We start from the raw sequence: 17,191 nt of genomic DNA, 5'->3' as shown, positions 1-17,191 counted from the left end.
GCTTTTTGCGTTTAGTGTGATTTGATTCTGTTTTCAATCATTCCTTTAAATTGAGGAGGAGAGAGCGCTTTTAATTTTTGAAGTTGGTTTGAACCCGATGCTTTACCGGAGAGCATAGATGTACTATTCGAAAGTTTCCTGTTACGATGTAATCATATGCGGCTTTAAACGATTGTTCATTTAAATTGCCGAAAGGGTAGTAGGCGTCATCGTTACTTGATTTGTTAACGGATATACCGTTATAATAATCGCTTTCATTTGATGCATTTCGTGATTCAAACATACTGAAATAGACATCATAACCGCCGATTGTCAAGGGGAAAAAACCAATTGGTTTTCCATAGGTTTTTGCTCCCACGATTTTTACGTTTAGATGTGGTTTAAATATATTGATCAATAACTCACTTGCTGAGGCTGTATTTTCTGTTACAATAAATACAAGGGTATTGATATTTATATTACCTGTAGGGTTGAATTTGAATGTATTCCCCGAAATACTGTAATCTAAATCGGTGTATCTGACCTTAACTTTCTCGCCTTTACTGTCTGTCGTTTCAAGGCTCAAGTTCTTTAAATATTTTGTTTTATTGTTTTGCATGGTGCTGTTGAAGTTTTCAGTAAACATAACTTTCCCATTTAATGAATTTGGAGCTATTTTATTGGCAAGAAATTCGGCAGTATTGATATACCCACCTCCGTTGTAGCGCAAATCAATTATGAGATCTGTAATACCGGCGTGCTGAAATTTATTAAAGGTTGCCGTTAAATCGGCTTGGGTGTGGCTTAGTTTGGAGAAGGAATTGAAAACAAAATAGCCAACCTTTTTTGTTTTATCTAAATATATGCTGTCTTTAATGACTGATTTTGTTTGATATCTTATTTTGTTCAAAGTTATCTCAAATGGGGTACCGCTACTTTTTTTCCTTTAATAATTGCAGATTGGCTTTCAAAAAGCGCGTTGCTTAAGGAGGGTACTTCATGATTGAAATTGGTGCCATACTTAACTCCATTGATTTCGGTGATGATATCTCCACGTTGTAATCCCGAAATTGCAGCTGGTGATCCAGGATAAGTCAATTGAACTAGGATCTTGTAATTCTGCTCGACCCCGTATAGACCTATCTTCAGACCTAAATCGTCTCCATTTCCTTCTAAATCGAGGTTTGACAATTCATTTTTTTTAATGAATGATTTACTTCCATCGTAGCTTTCTTTGTCGATGTAACTGTATTTTGTATCGTTATTATCGATTTCATTGTATTCATAGGGTTTTCCAGTAGCAGGGTTTGTACCATATCTAGTAATATTGAATAGTACTTTATTCAAGCTATTGAATTCGACGCTTCCTTTGCTAAATTGTCTCGGATTAAATACTTCATACGTGGGTAATTGGTCGTTCCAGAAATAAATGTCCTGTGCATAGTAGAATAGTGAGTCAGCTAATCGATCTACGCGACTGACTTTTTTTCAGGTTCTGGTTCTACAACATTCTCCTTTGGCTTTTCTTCCTCTAGATTTTTTTACTGCAACTGAACAGCATAGGAGCAAATAAAAGCAATGTGATTGTTTTTAAAAGTGGTTTATTCATGAAAATCGGTTATGTAAGAAATTTATAGTGATGGTTAAGCTATGTAATTGCCTTGTTTTCAATCGCTAAAATTTGATAATCTAAATATGATGAATATTTAGATGAAAAAAAGTAAAAAATCTTTAAAAAAGATTTGGAAATACGTTGGATTTAGCTATTTTTGTGGCATCAAAAGAGAAAGATATATAGTCATCTTTCTTATGAAGATTCCTGAATAGCTCAGCTGGTTAGAGCATCTGACTGTTAATCAGAGGGTCGCTGGTTCGAGCCCAGCTTCAGGAGCGTTAGGTGAAACCGGCTTTATAGCCGGTTTTTTTTTGTTTACAGTTATTTATTTATATACTATGAGTTTAGTAGTAATGGGCACGGTAGCATTCGACGCTATCGAAACGCCTTTTGGTAAAACAGATAAAATTGTTGGCGGAGCAGGTACTTTTGCAGCTCTTTCTGCGTCTTTTTTATATGACCAGGTGAAATTAGTAGGTGTAATCGGTGAAGATTTTGGTGATGATAACTTAAATATCATTACGAGTAAAGGTGTAAATGTAGAGGGGATTCAGATTATTGAAGGTGGAAAATCATTTTTCTGGGCAGGTAAGTATCATAATGATATGAATAGCCGTGATACAATCACTACAGAATTAAATGTATTAGCTGACTTTGATCCGATTATTCCTGAGAGCTACCAGGATTGTGAGTTTTTGCTATTAGGCAATGCTACTCCTCAGATTCAGATGACTACTTTAAATCGTCTAAAGAACAAACCTAAATTGGTTGTTTTGGATACCATGAACTTCTGGATGGATATCGCGATGGATGATTTGAAAGCGGTGTTGAAGCATGTTGATGTTTTGACAATCAACGATGGTGAAGCGCGTCAATTATCTGGTGAATATTCGTTGGTGAAAGCTGCCGCAACTATTCTTGAGATGGGACCTAAATATTTGATTATTAAAAAAGGTGAGCATGGTGCATTATTGTTTGGTGAAGGACAAATTTTCTCTGCACCAGCATTACCACTGGCAGAAGTATTTGATCCAACAGGTGCTGGTGATGCATTTGCTGGTGGCTTTATAGGATATCTGGCGAAGGTAAAAACGATTAACTTTACCAATATGAAAAATGCGGTTATCTATGGATCGGCGTTAGCATCATTCTGTGTTGAGAAATTCGGTACGGAGCGTTTGCAAACGTTAACGCAAGACGAGATTGAAGCTCGATTAAAAGCCTTTGTTGCTTTATCTAAATTTGATATTTAATTATCCGATCTTTCCTATTATAGGAAATTTTTTAAATACTTGATCTGAGTGAGGAGCTTCTGAAAGCTCCTCAGTTAGGTCTTGACCTGCCCAATGTTCGTAATGTTTTCCGGACCTCCATAATCGACTTTCTGTAACATCATATATAATGCCCTGAAACGCAACCCATATTTCAGGCTTATCTTGCCCATTTCTTAAAGCAAGTTTTGATTTAGAATATACCGTTAACTCCTCATGATTGTCCATAGGACGAAGTTATAAAAAACTTAGTCGATAAGTTTATATGTGGATAATGATTTCTTCATTACTTTGCGGGCGATATGTATCCGGGTTTTTACAGTACCAATTGGGATTGCTAAATATTCTGAAATTTCATGGTATTTATAGCCTTCGAAATACATGCTGAATGGAACGTAGTAGTCTTCTGATAATTTTGAAAGCGCATCATGAATGTCTTCCATGACAAATTTGTTTTCACCTTGATTTTTTGATGCTGATAAGATCAAGTTTGCATTTGAAATTTCTTCTTCTTTTGTTATGAAAGAATTCGTTTTAACAATTCTGCGGTAATTGTTAATGAATGTATTTTTCATAATAGTATATAACCATCCTTTAAGATTGGTTCCTTCTCTGAAGTTGTTGAAATATGTAACAGCCTTAAGCAGAGTGTCCTGCACTAAATCGTTAGCATCTTCGTTGTCATTTGTAAACTTCTTTGCATAGTGTTTTAGAGAGTCTGACTGCTCTACCACTAACGAGTTGAATTCATACTTAGTCATATCACTGAATTTTTATTCACTTTAAAATGAATGGTTTACAAAATACTGAGTGAGAAATTGAAATGTTGATTCCTCAGCGATTTTAATACGGTTCAGTTGACTAATCGCAAATAGTATGCTAATTATTGAGAATTGATATAAATTTAATAAATATTTAACAGGAAGTTTCGTCTATAAAAATGTTATTTTGTGTAAAACGCCTAGCCAGAAGCTTTAAATGACCATTTTTATAAAGCTATTTTTAAAATATTTTTTTATTAAAAATCAAAAAATATTTACTTCACGTTCTAACTTTACATTGAATTTTTGATCAACATCGTTTATTATTTTAGACGATAATTCAAAAATTTCAGTTCCGCTTGCAGATTGTACATTTATTAGTACAAGTGCTTGATTTTTCCATACACCTGCCTGGCCGATCACTTTCCCTTTCCATCCGCATTGCTCTATTAACCAGCCTGCAGCTAACTTTACACCACCATCGGGCATGTTGTAACTGACTATATCTGGATAGAGTTCTTTTAATCCCTGATATTTATTTAATGAAATAATTGGGTTTTTAAAAAAGCTTCCGGCATTGCTACCGTACTTGGATCAGGTAATTTTTCAACTCGAATAAAGGATACCACTTCTGCAATATCTTTTATGGTAGGATCACTTATATTTCTTTTTTTTAGTTCGGCACTTATGGCTCCATAAGAGGTATTTATTGATGGAGAAGAATTAAGTTTGTAAGTAACCTCTGTAATTATATATCGTCCTTTTTGTTCTGATTTGAAAATACTATCCCGGTAAGAAAATTTGCAATCTTCATTATAGAATATTCTAAATACTCCTTCTAATGTGTCGAAAGCAATACAACTGTAAAAAATGTCCATAAGCTCGGTGCCGTATGCGCCTATGTTTTGAACTGGAGAAGCGCCCACTGTACCAGGAATTAGAGCCATGTTTTCTAAACCACTATAATTGTTATTGACACAGAACCAAACGAGTTCATTCCATATTTCACCACCTGCAGCGGTGATAAAAATGTCGTTCTGATGCGGTTTTGCTGTAATCCCCTTAATGTTGATTTTAATGATATAACCTGCGTATGGTTGGGTAAATAAAATATTGCTTCCACTTCCCAATGTCAAGAAATCTTTTTCAAATATTCCGGCTTCATAAGCGCTTAATAACTGAGTGGGTTCTGTTATTTCAATGAAATGTGAAGCAACTTCAGTAATGCCGAATGTGTTATATTTTTTTAAAGAGATATCTGACTGTATATTTATACCCATTGTTGACTAGTTTTTTCAAAAATTCAAAAAAATAAATTATCTTTATATAATAGTTAGTAAAGATAGTACAAAGCAGTTATTATGTGTAATTAATTTTTGAATTGATGGCAAATGCAGATTTAAAGAGGACAAGGATTTTAGAGGCAGCAACGCGTAGATTTGCTCATTTTGGTATGGCCAAAACAACCATGTCCGAAATTGCAACTGATCTGAACTTTTCAAAAGCACTTCTTTATTATTATTTTCCAGATAAGAATAGTCTTTATTCTGCTGTATTCGAGTATGTGATTGATAAGATGGTGCAGGATATTAGAGAGAAGATCAACACCTGTGATGATTTTGAAGAAATCATGATGTATACCATCGATAAAAGAGTTGAACTAATTAATCAATATTATAATCTTTTTGAATATACGATCAATATGGTCAAAGAACTTCCTGAAGAACTGGAACGCGTTTTCAAAGAATCTTATGTAAGGGAGGTTGATCTTTTTGCTGAAATATTAGAAATAGGTGTTGAAACTGATAAAATCGAGGTAGAGGATGTTGAAGAGACTGCCCGCATTTTATTATATTCTTTGTTTGGAATGAGAATGGGAATATTGAAAGATATGAAGAATATGCTGTTTCCGACCAAGGATGAATTTGATGTGATATTAAGTTTGCAGAAGAAGATGATGCAAATATTTTTGAGAGGTTTAAGAAAGTAAATTATTCTCTCATTTCTTTCTTCTTGATATCAGCTAAAATTTGTTTTGCGTGTATTCGTGAATTTTCAATGAACCATAAATGAGTATTTAAACCTCCGCAGACCACTCCTGCAAGATACAACCCATCAATATTTGTTTCCATACTATCAGGATCATGTTCAGGAAGACAGGGTGATTCGGAGGGAATATGAATACCGATTTTTTTAAGAAGTTGAAATTTGGCTGATATCCTGTCAGGGCCAAAACAAAATCATTTTCTAGTATGATATCGCCTGTTGGGGTATGGACGTGCGCGTGCGAATCTGTGATCTCTTTTAATTTGCTATTATATAGTACACGTATTTCGCCGGAGGCGATTCTGTTTTCAATATCTGGTTTGACCCAATATTTTACTCTTGGACTAATTTCTTTCCCGCGAATCACGAGCGTAACGTCTGCGCCTTTTCTATAAGTCTCAAGTGCGGCATCAATTGATGAATTGCTTGCTCCAACTACAATTACTTTTTGATTGGCATAATAGTGCGGATCCTGATAATAATGTTTTACTTTTTCTAATTCCTCACCTGGAATATTAAGTAGCGTGGGGATGTCGTAAAACCCGGTAGCAATGATGACATTTTTCGAACTGTAGGTATTTTTTATCGTATTGATTTTGAAAAGGTGGTGATCTTTTGTTATTTCAGTTACTTCTTCGAATAGTCGGGTATTGAGCTTAAATTTCTGCTGGATGCGGCGATAATATTCTAATGCTTCTGCTCTTTTTGGTTTAGGTAAGGTGGTTACAAATGGGATGTCGCCAATTTCTAAGCGGTCGGAAGAGGAAAAGAAAGTCATATTTTGCGGATAATTATATAACGAGTTCACCAAACATCCTTTCTCCAGGATCAGGTATGTCTTGTTATTTAAAGATGCTTCTAAAGCACAGGCCAGTCCAATTGGTCCTCCGCCTACAATGATGATATCGTAATAATTATCGTGCATAGTTGCTTATTGTATGAAAATTAATGCATTTTATTGTTTAACATGGGGTCGATCTCAGCGCTTGTTTTTTCTTTTAATTGCTGTACCAATTTAGCTATGTCTGCAACAATTTTAGTAATAAATTGAAGTTGTTCGGTCATTAAAGTACTGTTTTCATCTGCCGTTTCATCAACTGATATTTGATTTTCTGGTATTTGAAAATCTACAGGTATAAATTGATTTTCTTCATTGGGGTTGGCCAATGCTTTGATAGCCGTTTCTAAGGAACTTAATATTTTACGGATCAATTTAATATGTTCTTTTGTTATTGTGTGGTTGACTCTTGAGGATGTAACCTGATTATGCAGGGTAACTGCAAACGAGGCTAAAACATGGTTAAAAATAACAAACTTGTTTACATCTTTTGTGTATTTCTGTTTATTTTTTGGTTCCGTTAACATGCGTTGAAAGGTTGATCCCATATTGGCTGTTTCAACGTAAAGTTTTTTCCTTACCAGTTTGTATTCTGTAATAGTGGGCTCATTTCCTGCGATTTCTTTTAAAGTTAGTGCTATATAGTGATAGCTTGCGATAAGTAGTTTTTGCATGGAGAATTTGACCTGCGTAGCTTCCCAATTTGGGAAAATGACATAACTGGACAAAAATGCTATCATGCCTCCTATGAAAGTATCTAAAATACGCTCTTTTGTTACCTCCATGGTATTTGTACTTACAAAACTTAGCATAATGAGTACGTAGGGCGTCATAAAAATAACAGCAACGATATAATTGACCCGAAAAAGACTGTATGCACTTAGGAAGAAAAAAATAAGCAAAACAAAGCGAATCGTTTCGTCGTGAACTACGAATAAAATAAGAGCGCCAATAAGACCGCCGATTACGGTTCCCATGAGACGCTGTATATTTCTTGATTTTGTTAAGCCAAAACCAGGTTTTAAAATCACCATAATCGTCAACAGTATCCAAAAGATATTTTCAGTTATATGAAATGATTTGGCTACAAAATAAGAAACACACATGACAATAGCCATGCGTAATGCGTGTCTAAAATAAGTGGATTCTAGGGTTAAATTTTCTCTTATTTTTTTAAAATCAATGATCGAAGGTTCTATAAATTTTTTTGCTTCGTCAATTTCCATTTTATTAACTTCTGTAGATTTTAAATGGGAATAGCTGTAGATATCATTGATATGTCTGATGATATCTCGGACATTGATTAAAATCTTCCTTAAGGCAATCGTACTGTATTGAAGCTCTTTTTCAACAGTATCAATTTTTTTATGTAATAAATTGATCTCTTGATCAAAGTTATACATAGGTTTCGGCATTCTGTTGGCATTGAGTTGATATGCAATGTGATCGAGCTCATTCGTCAGTTTTAAAATGATATGTTTGAATTCGTTCAAAATACCGGTATGACCAAATTTTTCACTGACGGTGTTATAGTCATAATGTGTCGCCATACTTTGTTCAAAAAGGTCAATGATATCATTGAAGACAAAGGTTAGATAGCGGCCCGTTTTGGTGGTATCTTTTATGGATCGCTTACTTTGAAAAAGTAAGTTTCTTACATTTTCCTGATGATCATTTACTTCTACTTGTTTTTCGATAAGTTTAAGGTAATTCTTATCATTATCCACATTGATATCATAAAAATTAGCCTTTAATCTGAGGTAATCGGCAACATGACGAATGGATCTGCGAGTTCCTGCTGTGTTAATCTGTATGGACGAATCTGCGTGATGGATAGGCTGATGATGATATACCAGAGGCATCCGATAGTATAGTAAAATAGATATGATAGGGCACTAAATAGGGTAAATGGCGTATCGACATGTATCAACATCATTAGCATACACATTAATCCTACATTCGCAGCTCGGGCATTGAAAACTGCAAACATTGCGAAGATAAAACATAATGCCGCAATGAGTATGGTCAATAAATAGATATTAGCGTTTACGGAAACAGTAAGTATAAAGGTAATGATGGTTAATATACCTGCAAAATACATTCCGGTACGGCGATGGGAAGGGGCACCGGGCGTGTCTGATAATCCGACCAATAAGGCTCCTAATGACACATATGTACCATTTATGAATTGACCCATGGCAGCAAAAATAATGACAGGAACTATGCACCCAATGGTTATCCTAATACCATCTGCGAAATATTGGCTATAAAAAAAACTCTTTATCTCTTGTGTCTGCTTCATAATATCGAATACAAACAAATATACAAGATTAAATAGGAAAAGCTATGCTTTTTATTGTAAAAGCATAGCCTGTTAATATTTAAATACAAGAATCTAAATTCCAGTTATTTTGGTTTCTATATTTCCTTTGGTCGCCTTAGAATAAGGGCATACACGATGTGCTTTTTCGGCAAGCTTTTGAGATTCTGATGCACTTAATGTGGGAATGTGCAAATCAATTTCAGCTGAGATAAAAATGCATTGTTTTCTTCATTAAATGAAGCTCTTACGGTTACGGTAGCATCTTTCATGTCGACATGATCTTTTCTCCTACTGCAGCTGCGGCACCTAAAAAGCATGAACTCCATGCTGCCGCAAATAATTGCTCAGGGTTGGTGGCATTACCTTCACCTCCCATTGCTGTTGGTTTTTTAACGATTAAATCAATTATTCCATCTGAAGATTTCACTTCGCCATTACGTCCGCCTGTTGCGGTAACTTCTGCTGTATATAGTTTTCCCATTTCGCTATTTGTTGAATGATGTAAAATAATATAACAAATGGCAAAAGGTTTTTGTTCTTAATAATATTGTAATATTACAATGTTATTATTATCTATTTTTCATTTAAATGATTATTTGAATATTAATTTTATATATTTGAATGTTTGATCTTATTCAAACATTCTCCATTAACGACAATTTGTTTTTTCTATAATATGAAATTGAGTACAAAAGAAGCCGTTTTTCAAAACGAAGTTTTGACGCGATTTGAACTTTTTAAAAGTCTATTTTTAACACTGCCCTTCCAGCAAGTGAAGGATACTGGTACCTTGTTACCTTTTTTTGCCCAACATTGTGAGAAGGGTGTTGAGAAACATCAAACTCCAGAGGAAATTATCAATTCTTTCTTTGTGCAGCATGAGCTTTATTCGGATGAACAAACTCAGGTCGATCTATTATTTCGATTTGTGCAATATATAGAAAGACAGGTGGTTCTTTTTGATGCTATTGAAGATTCTTCATTTAAAGCGATCGGCAAGACTGATCAATCTTCACAGCTTGGGTCTTTAATTAAATCTTCTGAAATAAATCCGGAATTAAAGCGTAAGATAGTTGGTAAATTGAAAGATTTTTCGGTTCGTCTTGTGTTAACGGCTCATCCAACTCAGTTTTATCCCGGGACTGTTCTATCGATTATCAATGATTTAATTGGAGCGATTAAGGAGAATGATATTCACAATATTCATTTATTATTACAACAGTTAGGTAAAACACCATTTATTAATAACAATAAGCCAACTCCAGTTGATGAAGCAATTAGTTTAGCTTGGTTTTTGGAAAATGTTTTTTACAAGGTTGCTTCTGAAATCCAGACATATATTGATGATGAGCTAGGTATAGAGACGGAAGAGGTTAGGCAATTGATTGAACTGGGTTTCTGGCCGGGGGGAGATCGTGACGGTAACCCTAATGTAAGTGCTGAAAGTACTAAAAAGGTAGCGACACTTTTAAGAACAATCTTATTTCGCTGTTATTATAGGGATTTTAGAGTTGTAAAACGTCGCATTACATTTAGAGGGGTTGAAAAATATATGGATAATCTGCAGGAACTGTTTTATGAAAATAGTTTTAACCCTGTTGAGAATCCTGTTGATGAAACAGCACAGATTGTTGAAAATCTAAAAGCTATTCAAGTTGTGCTTAAAGAGGACCATAATAATCTTTTTGTTGAGATTGTTGACGATTTGTTACGCAAAGTAATGACCTTCGGTTGTTTCTTTACCACGCTTGATATTCGTCAGGACAGTAGTATTCTGACTCAAACTTTTGAATATATCATTAAGAAATATCCGGAAGAAACTGGTATTTCAGCTGATTTCTCATCGTTCTCTGAAGTAGATAAACAGACTGCTATTGATTTTAAAGAGTTAGATCTAGCGTTTGATGAAGAGGCTACCGCATTGGAAGTTGATACTTTACAAGTTATTCGTTTACTAAAAGATATTCAAAAATCAGGATCTGAGCGTGCTGCACAGCGATTTATCATCAGTAATTGTCAGCAAGCGAGCGACATTTTGGGATTACGACAGTTATTTCTCTGGTCTGGCTGGAAGAAAGATGCTTTAACTATTGATTTTGTACCTCTATTTGAAACTGTTGATGATTTGACGCGTGCTGCTGATGTGATGAAATCACTTTATACGAATAAGGAGTATGCAAAGCATCTTAAATTGAGAGGAAATAAGCAAACAATTATGCTTGGTTATTCTGACAGTACTAAAGATGGTGGTTATTTAATGGCAAACTGGTCTATTTATAGTGCTAAAATTGAATTAACCGCTATTGCTCGAGAATATGATGTGGATCTCGTATTTTTTGATGGGCGTGGTGGCCCGCCTGCGAGAGGTGGGGGTAAAACGCAACGTTTCTATGCATCAATGGGTGAAGAAATTGCTAATGATCATATTCAGTTAACTATTCAGGGACAAACTATAAGTAGTCAATACGGTTCTTTAGATACAGCACGATTTAATATCGAACAATTACTTCATGCTGGGATTATTTCAGATCTTAAACAAAGGTCGGGTGATACTTTAACGCCGCATCAGAAAGGTATTGTGGATAAATTGGCAGATCTCAGCTATAATAAGTTTATGGATTTACGTAAGAATCCTTTATTCTTAAGCTATTTAGAAAATTTATCACCTTTAAAAGCGCTTTCCTCTATCAATATCAGTAGTCGTCCAGTTAAAAGAAATTCGGATAAGGAGCTGAAGCTTAAAGACCTTCGTGCTATCAGTTTCGTAACTGCCTGGAGTCAATTGAAACAAAATATACCAGGTTTTTATGGTGTCGGTACAGCATTGAAATGGGCGGAACAAAATAATCTTTGGAAAGATGTTCAACAGTTATATTTATCTTCTGGTTTCTTTCAGACTTTAATTGATAACTGTATGATGTCCATGACCAAATCGAACTTTGACATTACTTCTTATATGCAATATGATGAGAAATATGGTGAGTTTTGGAAGATGTTGCATGCCGAGTTTTTAATTACCAAAGAGTATTTATTAAAATTAAGCAATACATCGAAATTAATGGAAAATTACCCTATTGATCGTGAATCCATATTGGCACGTGAGAATATTGTGTTGCCATTATTAATTATTCAACACTATGCTATCAAGGTAATCAATGAGGGTAAATTGGATGAAAAGAAGCGAGAAGCTTATGCTAAATTAATTGCCAGAACAATTTATGGGGTTGTTAATGCCGGTAGAAATGTGGCATAAAGTTCAACTCTTTTTTAATTAGAGTTTTGAACCCCGTTTATTTTATTATTTTTGTGCTGTTAATATAATTGATATGAAATTTAATAAGTTATTTGTAGCGGTAGCAGTTTGTGGAAGTTCTTTATTAGCTTCTTGTAACTACCAAACAGGTTTGGATAACCAATATAAAAATTCGCGTGCTTCTTTGGCTGATGGTGATGCTTATGCCATGTTTAAGTTTGTGGGTGAGCAAGGGAACTATTTGATGAATTTGGCGAAATTTGCTGAGTCAAAATCTACTTCTGCAGAGACGAAAGCTTTATCTGCAAAAATTCACGAGTCGTATAGTACTATTCTTCCGCAGTTGGATTCATTAGCATTGAGCCTTCATGTTAATGATGCGATGAGAGGTGTTCCTGCTTTTCAAGCTCCGGTTGCTTTAGGTGCGGACAGTACTGCAGCATTTAATGATAAAGCTTATACTCATCTTGTTGCTGAGATTCAAGCTGAAGTAAATAAAAAATTGACGAAAGAGTCTCACAATACAAATGCTGCTGTTAATCACTTTTCACATGAGAGCTTAGAAAAACTTCAAGAGGTTTATAAACTTGCTGGTGGTAAAGTAGATGAGCATGCACATCACTAAATAAAATCTTATTTTAATGACTGTAAATAAAATAATTACAGGTGTTTTGTCGTATGGAATGTCCGGAAGGGTATTCCATACGCCATTTATAGCCAATAATGATCGCTTTGAATTGCGGGCAGTTGTAGAGCGATCAACTAAAAAAGCACAATTAGATTATCCTTCGATTATCAGTTATGATAGTGTTGAGGAGCTTCTCGCAGATGATGCAATTGAACTTGTCATTATCAATACACCAAACGATACCCATGTTTCTTTAGCTAAGCAAGTTTTGCTGGCAGGAAAACATGTTCTGATTGAAAAGCCTTTTGCGCCTACGGTATTAGAAGCAAAGGAATTATTTGATTTGGGACGAAAGGTTGGAAAGTTTGTATTACCTTATCATAACAGAAGATTTGATTCGGATTTTAATTCGCTAAAATCTGTTTTGGAATGTGGTAAAGTTGGTGAACCTGTTGAACTTCATTTACGATTTGATCGTTATCGTGCTGAGATTGGACAAAAGGTCTTTAAAGAAACTAAGCGTCCTGCCGCAGGAATTTTGTTTGATCTGGGATCTCACTTACTGGACCAGGTGATCTCTTTATTTGGCAAGCCATTAACTGCTATCAAAAGAACATCTATACATCGTAAAGATTCTGAGGTTGATGATTTTGCTACACTTCTATTGACTTTTGATCATGGTCTTACCGTATTTATCACGGTCAGTATGTTGGTCTTAGAATCACAGTACAGCTTTCTGCTCCATGGTACACAAGGAACCTTTGTTAAGGATCGTACTGACGTGCAAGAGAATCAACTGATTGGTGGTATTAGTCCTATTGATGAGCATTATGGAGAAGAGAATGAACATGCCGAAGGATTGCTTACTTACTTAGAGCAGGGTAATATGGTCTCAGAACGATTAAAAGCTTTAAAAGGTAATTATATGCTGTTGTTTGATGCTGTTTACGATCAAATAAGAAACGATAAGGCTTATTTTGTTACGGAAGAACAGATTTATTCGCAATTGGAAATTTTGGAATAACCGACTTAGTGTTAAATTATTATCTTGTTCATAATTATTTAACACTAATTTCACTTCGTCTTCATTTATTATTTATATTTTCGAAACAATTAAAGAAGGCTTATTGTGAAGGAGTATTTTATCCATTCTCAGTAAGAAATCAATTTCATTTTTATTTACTTTAAATGTATTAATGTGAGGTATGCTGCGATAGATATCGGCTCCAATGCGGTTAGACTTTTAATTGCTGATATTGTTCAAGAAAAAGAAGGTTTTTCTTTTAAAAAGAATACGCTACTAAGGGTGCCGTTGCGTCTTGGTGATGACGCTTTCATCCATCAAAATTATCGCCTAAAAAAGCGGATAATTTAGTAAAGACTATGCGTGCATTTCGTGAACTGATGGATGTGTATAATGTTGAAGATTATATGGCATGTGCTACATCGGCGATGCGTGATGTAACCAACGGTCCTGAGGTTGTGAAACGGGTAAGTGAAATTGGTATTGATATCGCTATTATTGATGGAACCAAAGAAGCTGAGATAATTTACAATAGCCATCTGGAAGCGAAGATGGATATGGATAAAGTTTATTTGTATATCGATGTTGGCGGTGGAAGTACTGAATTATCGTTGTTTGCAAATGCCAAATTGGTGAATTCCAAATCTTTTAATTTAGGAACAATCCGTATTTTGGATAACAAAGATGAACAGGAGACCTGGGATGACCTTAAGGAATGGGTAACCACTAATACAAAAATGTATAAGCAGGTGTACGGTATAGGAACGGGTGGTAATATCAATAAGCTTTCCCGCTTGGCAAATGAAAAAGGTGATAAGCCTATTTCTTATGCAAAATTGAAGGCTCTTTATCATTATCTAACTTCGTATTCTTTAAAAGAACGCATTACTTTATTGGGATTAAATGATGATCGTGCCGACGTCATTATCCCAGCGACAGAAATTTTCATGACTATCATGAAGTATGGACACTTGAAGCAGATTATGGTACCTCGCGTAGGATTAGTTGACGGGGTTATCCATACTTTGATAAAAAAGAATTTGCTAAAATAAGAGGTAAAAATAAAAATGAATATACAGGTAAAAAATACTTGTAGAATTTAAAAAAACGTTTAAATTTGCGATACCATTTTGAAATTAGGCCCAGGTGGCGAAATTGGTAGACGCACCATCTTGAGGGGGTGGCGCCTGTATGGGTGTGGCAGTTCGAATCTGCTTCTGGGTACATCATATTGATGATAAAAAAAGGTCTGGATATTTTTCCAGACCTTTTTTTATATTCGATTAGCTCGTACCGTTATTTCGGCGATATCTAATACTTCTATTTCCGTTTCTTTGTCTTTAATTTTTACTCCATCTTTAAGCATAGTCATGCAGAATGGACAGGCGGCGGCAACAATCGTAGCTTGGCTGTCGATTACTTCCTCTATGCGCTCTATATTGACGTCTTTTGTGCCTTTCTCAGGTTCTTTAAACATTTGCCCGCCACCAGCTCCACAGCATAGTCCATTGCTTTTACATCTTTTTAATTCGATTAATTGTGCATCTAGACTTTCCAGTACTTTTCTAGGTGCTTCATAAACTTCATTGGCGCGACCTAAGTAGCAGGGATCATGGTAAGTGATCTTTTGCCCTGAAAAATATGACTGTCTGCAGGTTTCAGTTTTCCTTCATCAATTAGACTTTGAATCAATTGCGTGTGATGAATTAGTTCGTAGTTCCCCCCAAGTGCAGGATACTCGTTTTTAAGGGTGTTAAAACAATGGGGGCATGCTGTTACTATTTTTTTTACTTCATAGCCATCTAATACCTGAATATTCATCATGGCCTGCATTTGAAATAGAAATTCATTGCCAGCACGTTTTGCTGGATCACCGGTACAACTTTCTTCTGTTCCCAATATCGCGTATTTGATTCCGACATGCTGTAGGATACGGCAAATATCTCGGGTTATCTTTGAGCCCTTTCATCAAAACTTCCGGCACAACCTACCCAAAATAGAATATCTGCTGTTTCACCTTTAGCCACTAACTCGGCCATCGTTGGGACGTGTAATTCTTTTTCCATCTTTATCGTTTTATAAAAAGCATTATTGTTGAGAAGTCCAGTTTGCACGATCCATTTGTGAATATTTCCAAGGTGCACCGTTATTTTCTACATTTCCAAACATTGTATTAATGCTTGCAGGTGCTTGTGATTCTTCCATCACAGAGAACCTTCTCAATTCAATAATTATTTCAAGGGGATTGATATTCAGTGGACATTGCTCTACACATGCGTTACAGCTTGTGCAGGCCCATAATTCTTCACGAGTTATATAAGTGTCTAATAAAGATTTTTGATCATCTACAAAGCTTCCATTGGCTTTAATATTTTCCCCGACTTCATCTAGACGATCCCGTGTGTCCATCATGATTTTTCTTGGAGATAGCAATTTGCCTGTTATATTTGCGGGACAAGAGGATGTGCATCTTCCGCATTCTGTACAGGTGTAGGCATCCAATAAGTTTTTCCATGTTAAATCCTGAACATCTTTTGCACCAAAACGAATAGGTTGATCTGATACAGGAGGGGTGAAGGTTGGATCTAACATCGCTTTTACCTCATTGGTTACACTTTCCATATTCGTTAATTCTCCCTTGGGTTTTAAATTCGAAAAATAGGTGTTCGGGAATGCCAGCAAAATGTGCAGGTGTTTTGAATAGGGTAAATAATTAAGAAAAGCTAATACTCCAAGAATGTGGAACCACCAGCAGATCCGCTCAATCATTATCAGAGCAGATGGATCGGAAGGTAGGAATGAAATTATATATTGACTGATTGGAAATGAGCCGGCAATAATATAATGTGATTCGCCATAGAGCTGTAATTTTTGATCTGCGGCATTCATTAATAAAAACGCTGTCATTAACAGAATTTCTGTAATCAGAATAAGGTTTGCATCTGTTTTTGGCCAATTCTTTAATTCTGGGCTATTGAGGCGCTTTAAGTGAAGGACATTTCTGCGAATAAAGAAAATGATACAGCCCAACAGGACACCAAAAGCTAACCATTCGAATGAGGCAATCAAGAAATTATAAAATCCTCCTAAAAATGATAAAAAACGATGGGTACCAAATATGCCGTCTACTACGATCTCAATCATCTCTATATTGATAATACAAAAACCGATATAAACGAAAAGGTGAAGTATTGCGGGAATAATTCGCTTAAACATTTTTTTTTGACCAAATGCAACCAAAAGCATGGTTTTAAAACGTTCGGCAGGTTTGTCATTTCGATTAAGCGCTCTTCCTATTTTTATATTTTTATAAATCTGCCTAGCATTTTTTGCAAACAGAATAATTGCGCTAACAAAGCATAATGTAAATATAAGTTGGTTAATCATATCTTTTTATCACTGTATACACAAATATAATATAAATAATATATTATGCATGCATAATATATTATT

General features: G+C 35.2%; 16 protein-coding genes, 2 tRNA genes and 2 pseudogenes. 8 read left to right on the top strand and 12 right to left on the bottom strand.

Annotated elements, in window-relative coordinates; all coding sequences use genetic code 11:
- Positions 1-70 precede the first annotated feature (70 nt).
- Together L950_RS18835 and L950_RS18830 are read right to left on the bottom strand one after the other, a co-directional pair.
- Complete coding sequence (locus L950_RS18835) at positions 71-889, bottom strand: S41 family peptidase (protein ID WP_021191077.1); 819 nt, start codon at positions 887-889, stop codon at positions 71-73.
- Positions 890-891: 2 nt separating this feature from the next.
- Positions 892-1,326, bottom strand: coding sequence for a PDZ domain-containing protein (locus L950_RS18830; protein WP_021191076.1), 435 nt, complete (start codon positions 1,324-1,326; stop codon positions 892-894).
- Positions 1,327-1,796: 470 nt separating this feature from the next.
- Between L950_RS18830 and L950_RS18825 the strand changes: the two genes are divergently transcribed.
- Together L950_RS18825 and L950_RS18820 are read left to right on the top strand one after the other, a co-directional pair.
- Positions 1,797-1,870 (top strand) — tRNA-Asn (locus L950_RS18825).
- Positions 1,871-1,932: 62 nt separating this feature from the next.
- On the top strand, positions 1,933-2,847 hold the full coding sequence (locus L950_RS18820; RefSeq protein ID WP_031288945.1) for a PfkB family carbohydrate kinase: 915 nt from the start codon (positions 1,933-1,935) through the stop codon (positions 2,845-2,847).
- Here L950_RS18820 and L950_RS18815 read toward each other — a convergent pair whose 3' ends face one another.
- From L950_RS18815 to L950_RS18805, 4 genes are all read right to left on the bottom strand, one after another.
- The gene (locus tag L950_RS18815; protein WP_021191075.1) at positions 2,848-3,093 is read right to left on the bottom strand and encodes a cytochrome b5 domain-containing protein; all 246 of its coding nucleotides are present in this window, start codon (positions 3,091-3,093) and stop codon (positions 2,848-2,850) included. It lies immediately after the preceding gene.
- A 20-nt stretch (positions 3,094-3,113) separates the two neighbouring features.
- A complete protein-coding gene (locus tag L950_RS18810) occupies positions 3,114-3,626 on the bottom strand; it encodes an RNA polymerase sigma factor (protein ID WP_021191074.1) in 513 nt (170 codons plus the stop codon).
- Positions 3,627-3,890: 264 nt separating this feature from the next.
- On the bottom strand, positions 3,891-4,175 hold the full coding sequence (locus L950_RS36760) for a hypothetical protein (RefSeq protein WP_316930699.1): 285 nt from the start codon (positions 4,173-4,175) through the stop codon (positions 3,891-3,893).
- A complete protein-coding gene (locus tag L950_RS18805; protein ID WP_316930698.1) occupies positions 4,166-4,906 on the bottom strand; it encodes an FAD-binding protein in 741 nt (246 codons plus the stop codon). The genes L950_RS36760 and L950_RS18805 overlap by 10 nt, the downstream gene beginning before the upstream one ends.
- Before the next feature lie 104 nt (positions 4,907-5,010).
- Here L950_RS18805 and L950_RS18800 point away from each other — a divergent pair, with 104 nt between their 5' ends.
- A complete protein-coding gene (locus L950_RS18800) occupies positions 5,011-5,616 on the top strand; it encodes a TetR/AcrR family transcriptional regulator (protein WP_021191073.1) in 606 nt (201 codons plus the stop codon).
- Between the two features lie 87 nt (positions 5,617-5,703).
- Here the strand turns inward: L950_RS18800 and L950_RS18795 are convergent, their stop codons facing one another.
- The 4 genes and pseudogenes from L950_RS18795 to L950_RS36755 all read right to left on the bottom strand — a co-directional run bounded on the left by L950_RS18795 (position 5,704) and on the right by L950_RS36755 (position 9,314).
- Positions 5,704-6,597: a YpdA family putative bacillithiol disulfide reductase gene (locus L950_RS18795; RefSeq protein ID WP_316930697.1), complete on the bottom strand. Its 894-nt coding sequence runs from the start codon at positions 6,595-6,597 to the stop codon at positions 5,704-5,706.
- 20 nt (positions 6,598-6,617) lie between these two features.
- On the bottom strand, positions 6,618-7,616 hold the full coding sequence (locus tag L950_RS33995; protein ID WP_231577436.1) for an FUSC family protein: 999 nt from the start codon (positions 7,614-7,616) through the stop codon (positions 6,618-6,620).
- 228 nt (positions 7,617-7,844) lie between these two features.
- Positions 7,845-8,611 (bottom strand): annotated as a pseudogene (locus tag L950_RS33990) (FUSC family membrane protein); the annotation flags it as partial.
- Positions 8,612-9,098: 487 nt separating this feature from the next.
- Positions 9,099-9,314 (bottom strand): hypothetical protein, encoded by a 216-nt coding sequence (locus tag L950_RS36755; protein ID WP_021191072.1) that lies wholly within the window; start codon positions 9,312-9,314, stop codon positions 9,099-9,101.
- Positions 9,315-9,509: 195 nt separating this feature from the next.
- Between L950_RS36755 and L950_RS18780 the strand changes: the two genes are divergently transcribed.
- From L950_RS18780 to L950_RS18760, 5 genes are all read left to right on the top strand, one after another.
- Positions 9,510-12,086 carry a phosphoenolpyruvate carboxylase gene (locus tag L950_RS18780; protein WP_021191071.1) on the top strand — a complete coding sequence of 859 codons (2,577 nt, stop codon included), beginning with the start codon at positions 9,510-9,512 and terminating at the stop codon, positions 12,084-12,086.
- A 73-nt stretch (positions 12,087-12,159) separates the two neighbouring features.
- Positions 12,160-12,711, top strand: a complete 552-nt coding sequence (locus L950_RS18775) for a hypothetical protein (RefSeq protein ID WP_021191070.1) — start codon at positions 12,160-12,162, stop codon at positions 12,709-12,711.
- Positions 12,712-12,727: 16 nt separating this feature from the next.
- The gene (locus tag L950_RS18770; protein WP_031288944.1) at positions 12,728-13,738 is read left to right on the top strand and encodes a Gfo/Idh/MocA family oxidoreductase; all 1,011 of its coding nucleotides are present in this window, start codon (positions 12,728-12,730) and stop codon (positions 13,736-13,738) included.
- Between the two features lie 359 nt (positions 13,739-14,097).
- The gene (locus L950_RS18765; RefSeq protein ID WP_316930696.1) at positions 14,098-14,790 is read left to right on the top strand and encodes an exopolyphosphatase; all 693 of its coding nucleotides are present in this window, start codon (positions 14,098-14,100) and stop codon (positions 14,788-14,790) included.
- Between the two features lie 88 nt (positions 14,791-14,878).
- Positions 14,879-14,962, top strand: a tRNA-Leu gene (locus tag L950_RS18760).
- A gap of 49 nt (positions 14,963-15,011) precedes the next feature.
- Here the strand turns inward: L950_RS18760 and L950_RS18755 are convergent.
- Together L950_RS18755 and L950_RS18750 are read right to left on the bottom strand one after the other, a co-directional pair.
- A pseudogene (locus L950_RS18755) lies at positions 15,012-15,804 on the bottom strand ((Fe-S)-binding protein).
- A 22-nt stretch (positions 15,805-15,826) separates the two neighbouring features.
- Complete coding sequence (locus L950_RS18750; RefSeq protein ID WP_021191067.1) at positions 15,827-17,125, bottom strand: (Fe-S)-binding protein; 1,299 nt, start codon at positions 17,123-17,125, stop codon at positions 15,827-15,829.
- Between the last annotated feature and the right edge of the window lie 66 nt (positions 17,126-17,191).

This window comes from Sphingobacterium sp. IITKGP-BTPF85, assembly GCF_001006065.1.
Lineage (GTDB): Bacteria > Bacteroidota > Bacteroidia > Sphingobacteriales > Sphingobacteriaceae > Sphingobacterium > Sphingobacterium anhuiense.
The sequence above is the reverse complement of the archived record's forward strand: the minus strand, read 5'-3'. Positions and strand labels throughout refer to the sequence as shown.

Coding starts and splice junctions, on each gene's coding strand:
- L950_RS18820 (WP_031288945.1), top strand. CDS start 1,933: ATGAGTTTAGTAGTAATGGGCACGGTAGCATTCGACGCTATCGAAACG.
- L950_RS18815 (WP_021191075.1), bottom strand. CDS start 3,093: ATGGACAATCATGAGGAGTTAACGGTATATTCTAAATCAAAACTTGCT.
- L950_RS18810 (WP_021191074.1), bottom strand. CDS start 3,626: ATGACTAAGTATGAATTCAACTCGTTAGTGGTAGAGCAGTCAGACTCT.
- L950_RS18805 (WP_316930698.1), bottom strand. CDS start 4,906: ATGGGTATAAATATACAGTCAGATATCTCTTTAAAAAAATATAACACA.
- L950_RS18800 (WP_021191073.1), top strand. CDS start 5,011: ATGGCAAATGCAGATTTAAAGAGGACAAGGATTTTAGAGGCAGCAACG.
- L950_RS18795 (WP_316930697.1), bottom strand. CDS start 6,597: ATGCACGATAATTATTACGATATCATCATTGTAGGCGGAGGACCAATT.
- L950_RS33995 (WP_231577436.1), bottom strand. CDS start 7,616: ATGTGTGTTTCTTATTTTGTAGCCAAATCATTTCATATAACTGAAAAT.
- L950_RS36755 (WP_021191072.1), bottom strand. CDS start 9,314: ATGGGAAAACTATATACAGCAGAAGTTACCGCAACAGGCGGACGTAAT.
- L950_RS18780 (WP_021191071.1), top strand. CDS start 9,510: ATGAAATTGAGTACAAAAGAAGCCGTTTTTCAAAACGAAGTTTTGACG.
- L950_RS18775 (WP_021191070.1), top strand. CDS start 12,160: ATGAAATTTAATAAGTTATTTGTAGCGGTAGCAGTTTGTGGAAGTTCT.
- L950_RS18770 (WP_031288944.1), top strand. CDS start 12,728: ATGACTGTAAATAAAATAATTACAGGTGTTTTGTCGTATGGAATGTCC.
- L950_RS18765 (WP_316930696.1), top strand. CDS start 14,098: ATGCGTGCATTTCGTGAACTGATGGATGTGTATAATGTTGAAGATTAT.
- L950_RS18750 (WP_021191067.1), bottom strand. CDS start 17,125: ATGATTAACCAACTTATATTTACATTATGCTTTGTTAGCGCAATTATT.